Origin of the sequence: Devosia sp. A16 (assembly GCF_001402915.1) — a bacterium.
Taxonomy (GTDB): Bacteria; Pseudomonadota; Alphaproteobacteria; order Rhizobiales; family Devosiaceae; genus Devosia_A.
The window spans coordinates 2,928,651-2,945,500 of the sequence record NZ_CP012945.1; the positions used below are offsets into that span (position 1 = coordinate 2,928,651).

The 16,850-nt window shown below is 65.8% G+C and carries 17 protein-coding genes; 11 read left to right on the forward strand and 6 right to left on the reverse strand.

Annotated features, from left to right (window positions below; genetic code table 11):
* Window positions 1–8: 8 nt before the first annotated feature.
* From APS40_RS14240 to APS40_RS14250, 3 genes are all read left to right on the forward strand, one after another.
* A complete protein-coding gene (locus APS40_RS14240) occupies window positions 9–947 on the forward strand; it encodes a Gfo/Idh/MocA family protein (protein WP_055047681.1) in 939 nt (312 codons plus the stop codon).
* Between the two features lie 171 nt (window positions 948–1,118).
* The gene (locus tag APS40_RS14245) at window positions 1,119–1,616 is read left to right on the forward strand and encodes a 2,4'-dihydroxyacetophenone dioxygenase family protein (protein ID WP_055047682.1); all 498 of its coding nucleotides are present in this window, start codon (window positions 1,119–1,121) and stop codon (window positions 1,614–1,616) included.
* Between the two features lie 148 nt (window positions 1,617–1,764).
* Window positions 1,765–2,493, forward strand: a complete 729-nt coding sequence (locus APS40_RS14250) for an SDR family NAD(P)-dependent oxidoreductase (RefSeq protein WP_055047683.1) — start codon at window positions 1,765–1,767, stop codon at window positions 2,491–2,493.
* Window positions 2,494–2,517: 24 nt separating this feature from the next.
* Here APS40_RS14250 and APS40_RS14255 read toward each other — a convergent pair whose 3' ends face one another.
* The 3 genes from APS40_RS14255 to APS40_RS14265 all read right to left on the reverse strand — a co-directional run bounded on the left by APS40_RS14255 (window position 2,518) and on the right by APS40_RS14265 (window position 4,408).
* Window positions 2,518–3,012 (reverse strand): hypothetical protein, encoded by a 495-nt coding sequence (locus APS40_RS14255; protein ID WP_055047684.1) that lies wholly within the window; start codon window positions 3,010–3,012, stop codon window positions 2,518–2,520.
* Complete coding sequence (locus APS40_RS14260) at window positions 3,009–3,935, reverse strand: aldo/keto reductase (protein ID WP_055047685.1); 927 nt, start codon at window positions 3,933–3,935, stop codon at window positions 3,009–3,011. The genes APS40_RS14255 and APS40_RS14260 overlap by 4 nt, the downstream gene beginning before the upstream one ends.
* An 83-nt stretch (window positions 3,936–4,018) precedes the next feature.
* Entirely contained in the window at window positions 4,019–4,408 is a 390-nt protein-coding gene (locus tag APS40_RS14265) for a VOC family protein (protein WP_055047686.1), read from the reverse strand.
* A gap of 278 nt (window positions 4,409–4,686) precedes the next feature.
* Here APS40_RS14265 and APS40_RS14270 point away from each other — a divergent pair, with 278 nt between their 5' ends.
* From APS40_RS14270 to APS40_RS14295, 6 genes are all read left to right on the forward strand, one after another.
* Entirely contained in the window at window positions 4,687–6,282 is a 1,596-nt protein-coding gene (locus APS40_RS14270) for an ABC transporter substrate-binding protein (protein WP_156342942.1), read from the forward strand.
* A gap of 60 nt (window positions 6,283–6,342) precedes the next feature.
* Entirely contained in the window at window positions 6,343–7,350 is a 1,008-nt protein-coding gene (locus APS40_RS14275; protein WP_055047687.1) for an ABC transporter permease subunit, read from the forward strand.
* Complete coding sequence (locus APS40_RS14280; protein ID WP_055047688.1) at window positions 7,350–8,255, forward strand: ABC transporter permease subunit; 906 nt, start codon at window positions 7,350–7,352, stop codon at window positions 8,253–8,255. The genes APS40_RS14275 and APS40_RS14280 overlap by 1 nt, the downstream gene beginning before the upstream one ends.
* A 4-nt stretch (window positions 8,256–8,259) precedes the next feature.
* On the forward strand, window positions 8,260–9,096 hold the full coding sequence (locus tag APS40_RS14285; RefSeq protein WP_055047689.1) for an ABC transporter ATP-binding protein: 837 nt from the start codon (window positions 8,260–8,262) through the stop codon (window positions 9,094–9,096).
* A complete protein-coding gene (locus tag APS40_RS14290) occupies window positions 9,096–9,932 on the forward strand; it encodes a dipeptide ABC transporter ATP-binding protein (RefSeq protein WP_055047690.1) in 837 nt (278 codons plus the stop codon). Before APS40_RS14285 ends, APS40_RS14290 begins: the two co-directional genes overlap by 1 nt.
* 205 nt (window positions 9,933–10,137) lie before the next feature.
* Window positions 10,138–12,285 (forward strand): putative bifunctional diguanylate cyclase/phosphodiesterase, encoded by a 2,148-nt coding sequence (locus tag APS40_RS14295; protein ID WP_055047691.1) that lies wholly within the window; start codon window positions 10,138–10,140, stop codon window positions 12,283–12,285.
* A gap of 92 nt (window positions 12,286–12,377) precedes the next feature.
* Here the strand turns inward: APS40_RS14295 and APS40_RS14300 are convergent, their stop codons facing one another.
* The 3 genes from APS40_RS14300 to APS40_RS14310 are packed head-to-tail and all read right to left on the reverse strand — an operon-like array spanning window position 12,378 to window position 14,476.
* Window positions 12,378–12,812: a Fur family transcriptional regulator gene (locus tag APS40_RS14300; RefSeq protein ID WP_055047692.1), complete on the reverse strand. Its 435-nt coding sequence runs from the start codon at window positions 12,810–12,812 to the stop codon at window positions 12,378–12,380.
* A 3-nt stretch (window positions 12,813–12,815) separates the two neighbouring features.
* Window positions 12,816–13,622 (reverse strand): metal ABC transporter permease, encoded by an 807-nt coding sequence (locus APS40_RS14305; RefSeq protein ID WP_055047693.1) that lies wholly within the window; start codon window positions 13,620–13,622, stop codon window positions 12,816–12,818.
* A gap of 38 nt (window positions 13,623–13,660) precedes the next feature.
* A complete protein-coding gene (locus APS40_RS14310; protein WP_055047694.1) occupies window positions 13,661–14,476 on the reverse strand; it encodes a metal ABC transporter ATP-binding protein in 816 nt (271 codons plus the stop codon).
* 119 nt (window positions 14,477–14,595) lie between these two features.
* On the opposite strand from APS40_RS14310, the gene APS40_RS14315 reads away from it, so the two are divergent.
* Together APS40_RS14315 and APS40_RS14320 are read left to right on the forward strand one after the other, a co-directional pair.
* The gene (locus APS40_RS14315) at window positions 14,596–15,531 is read left to right on the forward strand and encodes a zinc ABC transporter substrate-binding protein (protein ID WP_055047695.1); all 936 of its coding nucleotides are present in this window, start codon (window positions 14,596–14,598) and stop codon (window positions 15,529–15,531) included.
* A 336-nt stretch (window positions 15,532–15,867) separates the two neighbouring features.
* Window positions 15,868–16,845, forward strand: coding sequence for a metallochaperone AztD (locus APS40_RS14320; protein WP_156342943.1), 978 nt, complete (start codon window positions 15,868–15,870; stop codon window positions 16,843–16,845).
* Window positions 16,846–16,850 lie beyond the last annotated feature (5 nt).

Here is a 16,850-nt window from a genome sequence, read left to right on the forward strand (position 1 = left end):
TTTCGGCCATGGCCAAAAAGAAGATCGCCGTCATCGGGATCGGCAAGATCGCGCAGGATCAGCACCTGCCAGTGATCGACAAGAGCCCGGATTTCGAGCTCGCGGCCTGCGTCTCGACCCGCGGCATCGGCCATCGCGACGTGCCGGTGTTCAAGACGCCCTCCGAACTCTACAAGGCCATGCCCGAGGTGAAACTCGTCGCCATCTGCACTCCGCCCGGTGTGCGCCACGCCTATGTGCGGCAGGCCATCGATGCGGGCAAGGACGTGCTGCTGGAGAAGCCGCCGACCCCGACCATCACCGAGTTCGAGGATCTGGTTGCCTATGGCGACAGGAAGGGCCGGGTGCTGTTCCAGACCTGGCACTCGCGCTACAACGCCGCCGTCGATGCCGCGCGGCTGATCCTCAAGGATGAAGGCGTCGCCTCGGTGCGCATCGACTGGCGCGAGAGCGTGCGCAAGTGGCACCCCGGCCAGGAGTGGGTGTGGGAGCCGGGCGGCTTCGGCGTCTGCGATCCCGGCATCAACGCCATGTCGATCTTCACCAGGATCATGCCGTTCCCGGTCTTCGTCGACAGCGCCAGGCTGAAATTCCCGGCCAATCGCCAGACCCCGGTCGATGTCGAGATCGTCTTCAAGTCGACCGAAAAGCACCAGCCCAGGCTCAGCGCCGGTTTCAACTGGCTCGAGGAGTCGGGGGAGATCTGGACCATTGCCATCGAAACCAGAAAAGGCACGCAGCTGAAGCTCGAGCGCGGCGGCACCGTGCTGACGGTCGACGGCAAGGAAACCGTGGCCAACCCCTCGGAGGAGTACGAGGCGATCTACGAGCGCTTCGCCAAGCTGCTCAAGAAGGGCAAGTCCGAAATGGACGGCTCGCCCCTGCGGCTGATCGGCGACGCCTTCCTGCTCGGCGCCCGCGAGAACGTCGAAGAGTTCCACTGGTAGGGGGAAGAGTCTTCTGGGAGCGGAGCGGACAGGCTGGTGGCTGTGGGGCAGCCCCCGCCGGACTATCGGTTGACGCGCCGGCGAACCCGCGACGCCCACTAGACGTAGGTCGACTGGCAGGGTTAGGTCGTACCGACTACAGCCACCATACCAGTTCGGAGGAGACCTGCCATGTACGAGACCTTCAACGGCTCGGCCCACCCGATGGCGCCGAAGGAAATCGCCATCACGGCCGTGCCGGAAGACGAGCGGGTCTGGGTGCCTCAGGCCGAGGGCGTCTGGTTCCGACCGCTGTTCCTCAACACTCTGCAGGGCCAGTGGTGCAACCTGCTGCGCGTTCGTCGCGCCGGCATCCTCAGCCGGCACCTCCATCCGCAGCCGGTGCACGGCTACGTCATCAAGGGGCGCTGGCACTACCTCGAGCACGATTGGGTGGCCGAAACCGGCTCTTACGTGTTCGAGCCGCCCGGCGAAATCCACACCCTCACCGTCCCCGAGGACACCCCGGAGATGATCACCTTTTTCAATATCTCGGGCTGCATGGTCTATCTCGACAAGGACAACAGGCAGGTCGGTTTCGAGGACGTCTTCACCAAGATCGACATGTGCAGGAAGCACTATGACAAGGTGGGGCTCGGCGCCGATTACGTGGACCAGTTCGTCAGATGAGGGCGGTGGAAGGCCCTCTCACCCGGCGCTGCGCGCCGACCTCTCCCCCAAAGGGAGAGGTGACCCGAGGCAAGATCGTGCCACAACAACACCTCTCCCTGGGGGGAGAGGTCGGATTGCGCAGCAATCCGGGTGAGGGGGCCTTTGCATGAGCCACTGGGCATCCGAATTCTACGCCACGAAGACCGTCGTCATCACCGGCGGCACGTCCGGCATCGGGCAAGGCATCGGTCGCGCCTTCGCTGATGCCGGGGCGACAGTGCATGTCACCGGCGCCACCCAGGCCGAGGTCGAGGCGGGTGCTGCGGCCGAACCGCGCTTCCGCTACACCCAGATGGACGTGCGCAACGCCGAGCACGTTGCCGAGTATGCCGCGACCTTCGACAGCGTCGCCGCGCTCGTCAACTGCGCCGGGGTGAACCTGCGCGCCGCCGAACACACGGTCGACGGGTTCCAGACCGTCATCGACATCAACCTCAACGGCTCGATGCGTACCGCCTATGCCTTCAAGGACAGGCTGGGCGGCGGCGCTATCCTCAATATCGGCTCGATGTTCTCGTTCTTCGGTGCGCCGCACGCTCCGGCCTATGCCGCCTCCAAGCACGCCGTCGCCGGCCTCACCAAGTCGCTGGCAGCGGCCTTCGCCAAAGAGGCGATCCGCGTCAATGCCCTGGCACCCGGCTGGATCGAGACGGCGATGACCGCGGTGCCGCGCGCCAACGAGGTCCGCAACGCCGAGTTGATGGGCCGCACGCCGCTCGGCCGGTGGGGCACGCCGGCAGACCTCGCGCCCGCCGCACTGTTTCTCTGCTCGCCGCTGGCCGGCTTCATCACCGGTGCGATCCTGCCGGTCGACGGCGGTTACCTTATCGCCTGAGGCGACGCATCGGCTGGCGCGCGTCTATTGGGCCGGCGTGGTGGGGACCGGCGGCACCCGCGGCGCGCAGAAATACAGCGCCTGGTTGATCGCCTGCAGCGATCCTTCAAGCGTGATTCCGTTCAGCGGCAGGTCGGGGCCGGCCTTGGGATCGAGATAGGCGAGGCCGCCGCCCTTCAGCGCATCGAGCAGCGGCCCGACATCGCCTTCGATGCGGGCATGGTAGGGTGAGCCATCCAGCTTCGCTTCCACCTCGTGCCCGTCTTCCTTGTCGATGTCGATGCGCCAGCGCCCGGCATCGCCGCCCGGTCGACTGGTGTAGAAGTGGACGCCCACGCTGAAATCGTCCTCGCAGCGCACCGCGAGGCAGACGAACGTCTGCGGCGACGAGCCGGCGGCGCAGCCCAGGGTCGCTCGGTCCCCTTCGCCGGCAAGCGGCGAATAATGCCAGCCGGCTTCCTGGGCCAGGGCAGGGGCGGTGAAGGCCGCGAGGGCCGCCGCCAGTGCCGCCGATTTCACTTGCCGGCATCCGTCAGCAATTGCAGGTCCTCGCCGCTCAGTTTCAGGTGCGCCCCGCGCATCAGGCTCCGCACCTGCTCGACCGACGTCGCCGAGGCGATCGGCGCCCCCACGCCCGGCTGCGCCGCAATCCAGGCCAGCGTCACCTCGGCGGGCAGGGCGCCGGTACGCTTGCCGACCGTGTCGAGCGCCTCAAGGATGCGGAATCCCTTTGGGTTGAGGTATTTCTCGACCACGGCCTGGCCGCGCGGGCTCTTCTGCGCATCGGCGGCGCTGCGGTACTTGCCGGCGAGGAAGCCGCGCGCCAGGCTGAAATAGCCGATCCCGGAAATGCCTTCGGCAACGCAGGTCGCCTGCACCTCCTCGAACTTGGCCCGGTCATAGAGGTTGAACTCGTTCTGGATGGTCTCGTAGCGGGCGTAGCCCTTGGCCTTGGAGATATCGAGCGCTTCGCTGAGCAGCGCCGTGTCCTGGTTGGAGGAGCCGATATAACGCACCTTGCCGGCCTGCACGAGCTTGTCGAGCGCCTCGAGCGTTGCTTCCTGCGGCGTCGCCGGGTCGGGCCAATGCGTCTGGTAGAGGTCGATATAGTCGGTCTGGAGCCGCCTCAGCGAGGCCTCCACTTCCTCGGCGATCCACTTGGCGCTGAGGTCGCGATGGCCCTGGCCCATGTCCGAGCCGACCTTGGTGAACACCAGCACCTTGTCGCGGTTGCCGCGCGCCTTCATCCAGTTGCCGATAATGGTCTCGGATTTGCCCTTGCCGTAGCTGTCGGCGGTATCGAGCGCCGTGAACCCCCCATCGACAAAGGCGTCGAGCACCGGATGGGCCGCCTGCTCCTCGAGCGTCCAGCCCAGGACGTTGCAGCCGAACACCAGCGGGTCGATGAGAAGTTCGGTGCGGCCAAGGCGGCGCTTGCTCATGAGGGTCTCCAGTATGGCTTGGGCGATGAGGAAGGTCCCTGGAGCCTAGCCGCGCCGTCCATCGGCGACAAGCGATGGATGGCTCAACCCTTGGGCTGCAGCAGGTCCCACTTGTTGCCGTAGAGATCCTCGAACACTGCGACCGAGCCATAGGCCTCGTGCCGCGGCGTCTCGAGGAACTTCACCCCACGCGCCGTGAAGGCAGCATGGTCGCGAACGAAGTCGTCGGTCTCGAGGAAGAACCCCACCCGGCCGCCGGTCTGGTTTCCGACATGGGCCGCCTGAACCGCCCCATCCGCCTTGGCCAGCAGCAGCCTGGCGCCGCCGCCGGCAGGCGACACTGTGACCCAGCGCTTGCCGCCGCCCATGTCGAGATCGCTGGTGAGCGCGAATCCCAGTTTGTCGACGTAGAAGGCGATGGCGTCATCATAGTCGGCGACGACGAGGGCGATTGTGGCGATGGACTGGCGCATGCACCGATCATTTGCGGCAGCGCCTGTTCAGCGTCAATCGCCGGGGGTGTGAAATCGATCCCACCTGCGCAACCGCTTTACCTCCTGAAAAACTCAGCTTTGCGGTGATGGGGTGCTTGTTGAAACGGCATTTCGCCTGAGGCGGCTTTGACCAATCGGTCAAACTGGGCCATTGCGTGGCGGAAGAAAAAGCGCTTTGTTGCGCGCCAAGCTCCGGCCGGCAGAAGGGACTCTGCCATTGAACGCCGGGGCGCAATGCTATTCGGGAGACAACCATCATGCATTTGATGAAAACCCTGCTCGCCGCCACTGCGCTTGTCGCGGTGATGGGCGGCAGCGTCTATGCCAAGCAGCTCGTGTTCTGCTCGGAGGCCTCGCCGGCGCACTTCGACCCCGGTCCGACCACCGGCGGTAACGACTTCGACGCCAGCTCGCGCACCATCTACGATCGCCTCGTCGAGTTCGAGCATGGCGGCACTGCCGTGCAGCCGGGTCTCGCCGAGAAGTGGGAAATTTCCGCTGACGGTCTGGAATATACCTTCCACCTCCGCCCGGGCGTGAAGTTCCACACCACGCCGTATTTCACCCCGACCCGCGACCTGAACGCCGACGACGTGATCTTCTCGTTCGAGCGTCAGTGGAAGCAGGACAACCCGTGGTACGCCTATCTCGAGGGTCTGAGCTGGGACTACTTCCAGGGCATGGACATGCCCAAGTTCCTCAAGTCGATCGAGAAGGTCGATGACCTGACCGTCAAGATCACGCTGAACGAGCCCAATGCGCCGATGCTGGCGAACCTGGGCATGGACTTCGCCTCGATCGTTTCCAAGGAATATGCCGACCAGCTCGCAGCTTCGGGCAACCTGGCCGACTTCTCCAACAAGCCGATCGGCACCGGCGCCTTCGTGTTCGTCGACTACCAGACCGATGCCGTGATCCGTTACCAGGCCTTCGCCGATTACTGGCGCGGCAAGGTGAAGATCGACGACCTGATCTTCGCCATCACGACCGATCCGGCCGTGCGCGCGCAGAAGCTCAAGGCCGGCGAATGCGACATCATGAGCTATCCGGCCCCGGCCGATATCGAGGGCCTGAAGGCTGACGCCAACCTGCAGGTCATGGAGCAGGAAGGCCTGAACATCGGCTACATGTCCTACAACACCACCGTCGCTCCGATGGATAATGTGAACGTCCGCAAGGCGCTCTCGATGGCCATCAACAAGCAGGCGCTGGTCGATGCGGTCTACCAGGGCGCCGGCCAGGCGGCCAAGAACCTGATCCCGCCGACCATGTGGTCCTATGACGACAAGATCGTCGACACCCCGTACGATCCGGAAGGCGCCAAGAAGCTCCTCGCCGACGCCGGCGTTTCGGGCCTGACCCTCGACCTGTGGGCCATGCCGGTCAGCCGTCCGTACAACCCCAATGCGCAGCGCGCCGCCGAAATGATCCAGGCCGACTGGGCCGCGGTCGGCGTTACCGCCAACATCGTCACCTACGAGTGGACCGAGTACCGCGAGCGCGGCAAGCAGAAGGACCGCCCGGGTGCGTTCCAGATCGGCTGGACCGGCGACAACGGTGATCCGGACAACTTCTTTGCGACGCTGTTCTCCTGCTCGGCCATTGGCGTGTCCAACTACTCGAGCTGGTGCAACGACGACTTCGAGAAGGCCATCCAGGACGCCAAGAAGGTCTCCGACCAGACCGAGCGCACCGCGCTCTACACCAAGGCCCAGGAAATCTTCAAAGCCGAAGAGCCGGCCCTGACCATGGCCCATTCGAAGGTCTTCATGCCGATGAACAAGCGCGTCCTGGGCTACACCATGGACCCGCTGGGCATTCATCGCTTCGACAACGTCGACGTCGCCGAATAAGACAAGCAAAACTGAAGGGCGGTGTTTTGACCAACGCCGCCCTTTGGCACATCATAAGTAATGCTGCGCTTCATCCTTCAGAAACTGGCCCTGATCGTGCCGACCGTCGTCGGTATCACGATCGCGTCCTTTGCCTTCATCCGCCTGCTTCCCGGCGACCCCATCCTTGCGATGGCCGGCCAGCATGGCGTCACCCCCGAACGCTACGAGATCCTGAAGGAACAGTTCGGCTACAACCTGCCGATCTGGCAGCAGTACTTCAATTACGTCGCCGGCATCCTGCAGGGCAATTTCGGTATCTCGCTGGCCACCAAGCGGCCGGTGATCGATGAATTCCTGACGCTGTTCCCCGCCACCGTCGAGCTGGCGCTGTTCGCCATGCTGATCGCCGTGGCGCTGGGTATTCCCGCCGGCATCTTCGCCGCCATCAAGCGCGGTTCGTGGTTCGACCAGATCACCATGGGCGTGGCGCTCACCGGCTATTCGATGCCGATCTTCTGGTGGGGCCTCTTACTCATCATCTTCTTTTCCGGTTATCTCGGCTGGACCCCGGTTTCGGGCCGCATCGCGCTCAACTTCTTCTTCCAGCGCGTCACCGGCTTCATGCTGATCGACAGCCTCATCGCCGGCAAGCCCGACGCGTTCGTCTCGGCGCTGCGACACCTGATCCTGCCGGCCATCGTGCTGGGCACCATCCCCCTCGCCGTCATCGCGCGGCAGACCCGTTCCGCCATGCTCGAGGTGCTGGGCGAGGATTATGTGCGCACTGCCCGCGCCAAGGGATTGGAGCCGCGGCGCGTCGTCGGCGTCCATGCCTTCCGCAATGCGCTGATCCCCGTGGTCACCACCATCGGGCTGCAGGTGGGGCTGCTGATGGCAGGCGCCATCCTCACCGAGACGATCTTTTCCTGGCCGGGCATCGGCAAGTGGATGATCGATTCCATTTCCAAGCGCGACTACGTCTCGGTGCAGTCGGGCCTGTTGCTCATCGCGTTGATCGTCATGGCGGTGAACCTCATCGTCGACATCCTCTACGCCGTCATCAATCCGCGCATCAGGGTGCAGTGATGGCCGCAGAAATCACCACCACGGGTTCGACCGCGCCGGGCCGCTTCAGCGGCCTGCGCGAGTTCTGGTACTATTTCTCGATGAACCGCGGCGCCGTGCTCGGACTCACCGTGTTCACCCTGCTGACCCTCGTCGCGATCTTCGCGCCGGTGCTGGCGCCGTTCTCGCCTGACCAGCAGTTCCGCGAGTTCATCCGCATGGCGCCGCCCTGGGCGGGCGGCACGCAGCCGCAGTTTTTCCTCGGCACCGACGAGGTCGGCCGCGACATCCTCTCGCGCCTGATCCACGGCTCGCGCTATTCGCTGATGATCGGCTTCATCGTCGTCACCGGCGCACTGATCGTCGGCGTCACGCTCGGGCTCGTCGCCGGCTATTTCCGCGGCTGGGTCGATGCGCTGATCATGCGCGTCATGGACATCATCCTCGCTTTCCCCTCGCTCCTGCTGGCCCTGGTGCTGGTGGCGATCCTCGGGCCGGGCCTGTTCAATGCCATGCTCGCCATCGCCCTGGTGCTGCAGCCGCATTTCGCGAGACTCACCCGCGCCGCGGTGTTGAGCGAGAAGAGCCGTGAATACGTCACCTCGGCCAAGGTGGCCGGCGCCGGCCATATCCGGCTGATGTTCGTCACCATCCTCCCCAACTGCCTGGGGCCGCTGATCGTCCAGGCGACGCTGAGCTTTTCCAACGCCATCCTCGAGGCGGCGGCGCTCGGCTTCCTCGGCATGGGAGCGCAGCCGCCGACGCCGGAATGGGGCACCATGCTGGCGCGGGCTCGCGAATTCATCACCAGCGCCTGGTGGATCGTCACCATGCCCGGCCTCGCCATCCTGATCACCGTGCTGGCCATCAACCTCGTCGGCGACGGGCTGCGCGATGCGCTCGATCCCAAGCTCAAGCGGAGCTGAGGCGATGCACCTGCTCGACGTCAAAAACCTCACCGTGAGCTTCGATACCTCGGTCGGCGTCTTCAACGCCGTCAAGGGTATCGACATTCACGTCGATGCCCGCGAAGTGCTCGCCATCGTCGGCGAGTCCGGTTCGGGCAAGTCGGTCGCGATGCTCGCCGTGATGGGCCTGTTGCCGCCGACCGCCACGGTCAGCGCCGACAAGATGGAGTTCGACGGCAAGAACCTCCTCGCCATGTCGCCGGCCGACCGGCGCAAGATCATCGGCAAGGACGTCGCCATGATCTTCCAGGAGCCGATGACCAGCCTGAACCCCTGCTTCACGGTGGGCTTCCAGATCGAAGAGGTGCTGCGTTTCCACCTCGGCATGGACAAGGCAAAGCGTCGGGCCCGCGCCGTCGAGCTGCTCGATCAGGTCGGCATCCCCAACCCGGCCGAACGGCTGAAATCCTATCCGCACCAGATGTCGGGCGGCCAGAACCAGCGCGTCATGATCGCCATGGCGATCGCCTGCAATCCCAAGCTGCTGATTGCGGACGAGCCGACCACCGCGCTCGACGTCACCATCCAGAAGCAGATCCTCGATCTGCTGGTGCGGCTGCAGGCCCAGCACGGCATGGGCCTGATCATGATCACCCACAATATCGGCGTCGTCGCCGAGACCGCCGATCGCGTCGTGGTGCAGTACAAGGGCCGCAAGATGGAGGAGGCGGGCGTGCTCGAGCTCTTCACCGCGCCGAAGAGCAACTACACCCGCGCGCTGCTGGCGGCGCTGCCCGACAACGCCACCGGCGATCGGTTGCCCACCATTACCGGCACCAATTTCGAGGAGGCAGTGTGATGTCGACCGTCCTCGAAGCCAGGAACCTGGTGCGCGACTACCATATCGGCGGTACCCTGTTCGGCGGCGGCCGCACCGTGCATGCCGTCAAGGGCGTCAGCTTCAGGCTCGAGCAGGGCAAGACGCTGGCGATCGTCGGCGAGTCCGGGTCGGGCAAGTCGACGCTGGCCCGCATCCTCACGCTGATCGACCGGCAGACCGACGGCGAACTGCTGATCGACGGCGAGACCATCGACATCAAGAAGACCGGCGTCACCGCCGCGATGCGCCGCAAGGTGCAGATCGTCTTCCAGAACCCCTATGGCTCGCTGAACCCGCGCCAGAAGATCGGCAACGTGCTGATGGAGCCGTTGCTGCTCAACACCGATATGTCGGCGGCCGAGCGTCGCGACCGGGCGCTCGACATGCTGGTGAAGGTCGGGCTGCAGCCCGAACACTTCAACCGCTACCCGCACATGTTCTCGGGCGGCCAGCGCCAACGCATCGCCATCGCCCGCGCCATCATCCTGAAGCCTTCGCTGCTGGTGCTCGACGAGCCGGTGTCGGCGCTCGATCTGTCGGTGCAGGCGCAGATCCTCAACCTCTTGGCCGACCTGCAGGACGAGTTCGGGCTGACCTATGTGTTCATCAGCCACGACCTCAGCGTGGTCAAATACATCGCCGACGAGGTGATGGTGATGTACCTGGGCGAGGCGGTGGAGCAGGGGACGCGCGACAAGGTGTTCGCCAACCCCGAGCACCCCTATACCCGCTCGCTGTTCGCAGCGACGCCGCGGGCCGATGTCGACAGCATCAAGGCGCGACTGGCCCGGAAGGCAGCTCTGGCTTCGGCCTGATCTGCCCAACACTTTAAGCCGGCGTTAAGCCGCGGCCCTTAGCGTTCGGCGATGCTTTCCACGCCGGTGTCTCTACTTGCCCAAAGCTGCCAAAAGGACGCCGGCTCTGGTCGCCGGAGCACTTTCCGGAAAAGCTGCAGGCTTTCCCGCCTCGAAGGCGCGACAGGCTGATGTCCGCCTAGGCAAGCCGGCGCGTCGATCGGCATTGCTGAACTTCACCCTGTGGATCGCCCTGCCGGCGGTGGCCGTCTATCTCGGGGTCTGCGCGCTGGTGTTCGTCGCCATGCACCTGATGAGCGCCGAGATGAACGCCATCGATTCCGATCGCGGCAGGAGCGCCATCGCCGCGGCAGTGGAGTCGCTGGTGGTCGGGCTGGGCGAGACCACGGCCGACCAGGCGACCTGGACCGAGGCCTACATCAACACCTATATCGAGCCCAATCCTGCCTGGTTCGACTCGGCCTGGGGCGCCACCGCTCGTATTTCCGACGCCTACGATACCGCCATCCTCACCGACATGAGCGGCGATATCCTGTTCGGCGAGACCAGCCGCGGCCCGGTGACTGGCGGGCTCGGTGATCTGTTCAGCGGGGTGCCGCAACTGCTCGCACGACTGGAGAGCAGCGTTGCGAGGCTCGGCGACGATGCCACCGTCTCGCAGTTGTCGCGCAATGCGCGCGGCGTTGCGGCGCTGGCCGCCGCGGTGGTGCATGGCAACACCGGGCAGGCCAGCATTCCGCGCGACCAGCGCCGCGTGCTCTGGCTCGCCCGCCAGCTCGACGACACCATGCTGCGCAATGTCGCCGCCCGCTTCCAGCTGCCGCTGCCGCGGCTGGTCGAGATGCCCAAGCCGGATCACGACTCGATGGCCCTCACCGATGCGGCGGGGGCGGCCATCGCCACCATCGACTGGCCGCCGCGACGACCGGGTGACCCGGCCTTCGCCCATACCGCCATCGTCGCCGTGCCGGTGATGCTGATCATCGGCGTGCTCGTCTTCGTGGTGCTGGCGGCGTTCCGCCACTCGATCAAACTGCGCACCGTCTCCGAGGAGCGCGACTGGTACAACGCCCGCTACGACGGCACGACCGGCTTGTTGAGCCGCTTCGGTCTCGAGGAACACCTGGCCCAGTCGATCCCCAGGAAGCGCACCGAGCTGCCGCTCGCCATCAGCCAGATCAATGTCGACGGCCTGCAGGATATCGTCGGTCTTTACGGCCGCGAGGCGGCCAACGAGTTGCTGATCGCCCTGGCGCAGCGCTTCGAGGCGATCATCGACGGCGGCGCCGTACTGGCGCGCACCGGCCCGACCGAGCTGTCGCTGGCCTGCCTGGGCGAGGATGCCGGCGACAAGGTCCGCGGCCTCGCCAACCGCATCCTCGCCGGCGCAAGCGATCCCCTGCCGGTCGGCAACCTGAAACTGAAGGTCGGGCTGAGCATCGGCGTCGCCGACGCTCCGGTGCGTCGTGATAACGTTGGCAACGTCATCCGCATGGCCGAAACCGCCGTGGCGCGCGCCCGCGAGACCGGCGGCAACCACACCGTCGCCTATGATCCCGCCATCGAGGACGAACGCCGGCGCCGCATCGAGCTGCAGGCCGATATTCGTCGCGGTCTCGAGGCCGGCGAGTTCGACCTCGAGTATCAGCCGATCATCGACTTCCGCACCCAGGCCATTCTCGGTGTCGAGGCGCTGATGCGCTGGAACCGCCGTGCCGCCGGCCCCATGGGCCCCGGAGAGTTCATTCCGGCGGCCGAAGCTTCCGGGCTGATCGACGACCTCGGCATGTTCGCGCTGCGCCGCGCCATCGAAGAGATCGGCCCGCTCGGCGCGCTCAAGATCTCGGTCAACGTCTCGCCGGCCCAGCTTCGCAACCCGACGCTGCCGCAGACCGTGTTCTCTACCCTCGAGGAGTGGGGCGTCGAGGCGTCGCGCCTGCAGCTCGAGGTAACGGAGTCCTTCCTCGTCTCGCATCCCGATCGCGCCATCCGGCTGATCGAGCAATTGCGTCAGTCCGGCATCATCATTGCGCTCGATGATTTCGGCACCGGCTATTCCTCGATCGGCTACCTCAAGCAGTTCCAGTTCGATCGAGTGAAGCTCGATCGCTCGCTGGTCGCCGAGATCGACAGCGACCCGGTGCAGGCCGCGCTGGTCGAATCCACCATGATCTACGCCTTCGCCATGGGCCTCGCCGTCACCGCCGAAGGCGTCGAGCGACGCGAGGAGGCCGCGCTGCTGTCGCGCCTAGGCTGTCGCGAGTTCCAGGGCTACCTGTTCGCGCGCCCCCTGCGGCTGGCCCAGCTGCAGCGCCTGCTGCAGGGCGAACAGGCGCTGCGCGAGGCGAGTTAGCACTTCAACTTGCCACGGAGGCCGGCAGTCGGGCGCCCTCCCCCGCAAGCGGGAGAGGGCCCGCCGACTGCTGGCGTCAGATCAACCGGCCGCTACTCCGCCCCCCGGCACTCCGCGCACCGGCCGCGCAGCTCAATCGTCGTCCGTTCGAGCGCGAACCCTGTTTCCCCGGCCCAGGCAGCAAGCCGCGCCGTCACTTCCGGGTCGGCGAACTCGTCCACCCGCCCGCAATTGGAGCAGATGGCGAAGGCCGCCGTGCCGCTGGCGCGGCCGTGGCAATTGGCGTCGGCGCAGCAGACGAAGGCGTTGAGTGATTCCAGCCGGTGCGCCAGCCCGTGCTCGATCAGCTTTTCCAGCGCCCGATAGACCTGCAGCGGCGCCCGCAGCCCTTCGTCGCGCAGCTTGTCGAGAATGTCATAGGCCGAGAGCGGCGCCTCGGCATTGTTGAGCGTCGTCAGCACCAGCTCCTGGTTGCGCGTCAGGTCGCGCGGCCGCTCGTGGTGGTGGGCTTCGTGACTATGGGCCATGGCTCAGGCCTCCCGTCTGGCGCGCCACAGCTGGACCGGTAGCGCGATGGAAATGAGGAACAGCGCCAGCGCCGCCACGACGATCGACGGGCCGCTCGGCGTGTCGAAGCGGAGCGAGCCGAACAGCCCGCCGGCCACCGCCAGCGCGCCCACACCGGCCGAGATCAGCGCCATCTGCTCGGGCGTGGTGCTCAGTCGCCGCGCCGTCGCCGCCGGAATGATCAGCAGCGCCGTGATCAGCAGCACCCCGACGATCTTCATGGCGATGGCGATCACCGAAGCGAGCAGCAACATGAAGACGATCCGCGTTAGCTCCGGGCGCATGCCTTCGGCTTCGGCCAACTCGGCATTGACCGTCGCCGCCAGCAACGGCCGCCACATTGCCGCCAGCACCGCGAGGATCACCAGGCCCCCCAGGTAGATCACCACGATATCGGTCACCGACACCGCGAGAATGTCGCCGAACAAGAACCCCATCAGGTCGACCCGAATGCCACTGAGGAACGCCACCACGAGGCCGATGGCCAGCGCCGAATGGCTGAGGATGCCGAGCAGCGCATCGGTCGAGAGCGTCTGCCGCCGCTGCAGCAGTAGCAGGGCGCCAGCGACGGCGGCGGCGATGATGAACACGCCAAGCGTCATGTTCACCTGTAACACCAGGCTCAGCGCCACCCCGAGCAGCGCCGAATGCGCCATGGTGTCGCCGAAATAGGCCATCCGCCGCCACACGATGAAGCAGCCGAGCGGGCCGGTGACCAGCGCCAGCCCGATCCCGGCAATGATCGCGCGGGTGAAGAAATCGTCAAGCATGGAGATTTCCCTCGCCTTCGGTGTGGGCCCACACGCGCTTACCCATGAGAATGCCCCTCATGCTCGTGCACGTGTTCGTGCGCCTCGACGATCCGTCCGTCCGCCTCCTGCACCCGCCCATCGGGCAGGTGGGTGTGGTCGTGGTGATGCTGGTACACCGCCAGCGCATTAGCGGCGCGGGCACCGAACAGACTGAGATATTCCGGGCTCCGCGCCACCGATTCCGGGGTGCCGCGGCAGCACACGTGCCCGTTGAGGCAGATCACCGTGTCCGTCGCCGCCATCACCACGTGCAGGTCATGGCTGATCAGCAGGATGCCGCAGCCGGTCTCGTCGCGGATCTTGCCGATCAGGTCGTAGAGCGCCACTTCGCCGGAAAAATCCACCCCCTGCACCGGCTCGTCCAGCACCAGCAGGTCGGGCTTCCTGATCATCGCCCGCGCCAGCAAGGCCCGCTGGAACTCGCCACCCGACAGGTGCTGCACCTCGGCATTGGCGAGGTGCGCCACGCCGGTTGCAGCGAGCGCCGTATCGATCTCGCTTGCGGGGTAGCTGCCGGTCAGCGCCATCAGTCGCCGCACCGTCAATGGCATGGTCCAGTCGATCGAGAGTTTTTGCGGCACATAGCCGATCCGCAACCCCGACTTGCGCGACACCGTGCCGGCGTCGGGCTTCAAGACGCCGGTCACCAGCTTCGCCGTGGTGGATTTGCCCGAGCCGTTCGGCCCGATCAGCGTGACGATCTCACCTCTGCGCAGGCTCACGTCGACGCCTTCGACCAGCCAGCGGCCGTCCCGCTTCACGCCGGCACCGGCTACGTCCACCAGCACTTCGTGCCCGCTATGCGCACCCATGAAATTCACGATTCCGTCTCTTGCTGACGTTCTACCATTACGTTATAGCGTAACACATCGATAGCGTTATGTCATAACATATCGCGCATTCGAGCTGTGTTTCAAACAGGGGTCTTCCGATGCAGAAACCGTTCTTCCTGGCGCTGGCTGCGGCGCTCACCTGGCCCACCCTGGCACTTGCCGAGGTGCCCAGCGTCGTCGCCACCATCAAGCCGCTGCATTCGCTCGTCGCTGCGGTGATGGGAGAGCTCGGCACCCCCGCGCTGATCGTCAAGGGCGCGTCCTCGCCGCACAGCTACAGCCTGAAACCGTCCGACGCGCAGGCGCTGCAATCGGCCAACCTGGTGTTCTGGACCGGCCACGGGCTGGAACTCTTCCTTGAGGATTCGATCGAGACGCTGGCGCCCAAAGCCACCATCGTCGAGCTGAGCAAGGCCCCGGGTATCGAGCTCCTGCCGCCGCGCGAGACGGGCACCTTCGAGCATCACGATCACGGCGAGGAAGAGCATGGCGAGGCCGACGGACACGAGCATGGCGAGGAGCAGGACCTGCACTTCTTCCTCGATCCTGCCAACGCCAAGATGATGGTCGCCACCATCGCCGACAGCCTGGTGGCTGCCGATCCCGACCATGCCGACACCTATCGCGCCAATGCCGCCAGGGAAACCGCCGACCTCGACGCCCTGATCGCCGAAACCGAGGCCAGCCTCGCCCCGATCAAGGATCGCCCCTTCGTCGTCTTCCACGACGCCTACCAGTATTTCGAGAAGCGCTTCGGCTTGAACGTCGCCGGCTCGGTGACGCTCAGCCCCGAAATCGCCCCCGGCGCCGACCGCATCAACGAGATCCGGGCCAAGCTGAAGACGCTCGACGCTGCCTGTGTCTTCGCCGAGCCGGTGTTCGAGCCGCGCATCGTCAACGTGCTGACCGAAGGCACCACGGCGAAGCAAGGGGTGCTCGATCCTGAGGGCGCCAACCTTGATGAAGGTCCCGGCCTCTACCGTCAGCTGATCGAGAACCTCGCCACCAGCCTTAAGGCCTGCCTCGCGCAGTAGCCTGAGAGGCGCGCGGGCGCCCCTTCACTCCTCACGTTTCGCCGACGAACGCGCGCCCACCCGGCGCGCGAGGCCTTCCGCTCGACCTCAATTTACTTCGGAGACTGCCATGCCGCGCCTGCTGCACCACCTGATCCTGCCTGTCATGGGAGTATCGTTCTGCGCCACATCCGCCTGGGCCGCGGAGGAAGCCACGTTCTGGCGCCTGTTCGTCGCCGACCACGCCAAACCCCTGGTTACCGCCATCGACCTCGGTACCGACCAGGTTCCGGCAGCTTTGAACTCGGCAGTCCGGCGAGCCTCTACACCACGCCGAGCCAGGCCGGCGTCTATGCCGTGCAGGGTGACGCCGACCGTGTTTCCGCCATCGCCTCCGGCATTGCGCTCGACGACCACGGCGATCACGCCGACCTCGACGTCGTCGCGCCCCAACTGCTCGATGCTGCCGTCGTCGGCGACAAGCCGGTGCACTTCGTCGAGCACCGCGGCGACATCGCTCTGTTCTTCGATGGCGAAGGCGTAGCCCGTCTGCTCTCGGAGAGGGACTGGCTCGCCGGCGATGCCACCACCCGCGACCTGAAGGTCGCGGCTCCGCACCATGGCGTCGCCGCCCCGGTGGGCGAGTACACGCTGATCTCACGCCCGAACATCGCGGATCCCACGGCGCTGCCGGTCGGCATCGACGTCTATGGCGCCGATGGCGCCGCCATCGGCGATCTCCAAGCCTGCCCGGAGCTGCACGGTGAAGCCAGTTCCGGCGACACCCTCGCCATCGCCTGCGCTGCCGGACTGCTGCTGGTGCGCGAGGCCAAGGACGGTCCGAAGCTCGAGGTGCTGGCCTACCCGGCCAGCCTGCCCGAGGGCAAATCCACGACGTTGCTCGGCGGCGTCGCCATGCAGTATTGGCTCGGCAACTATGGCGCCGACCGCGTCGTCATCATCGACCCTTCGGCGGCCGAGCCGTTCCGGCTCGTCGACCTGCCGAGCCGCCGCGTCCACTTCGCCATCGACCCGCAGCGGGTGAAATACGCCTACCTCTTCACCGAAGATGGGGCGCTGCACCGGCTCGATGTCGTCTCCGGTGCCATAGACAGGACGCTGCCGCTCACCCGGCCCTATTCGATGGATGGCGAGTGGAGCCTGCCGCGGCCCCGTCTTGCTGTCGCGGGTGACCATATCGCCGTCACCGACCCGCTTGCCGGCACTATCCACCTTGTCGATGCCGAAACCTTCGCGCCGGCCCGCGACATCCCTGTCACCGGCACCCCTTACAACATCGTCGCGGTCGGCGGCTCCGGCGCGACGCACGAGTAATGCAC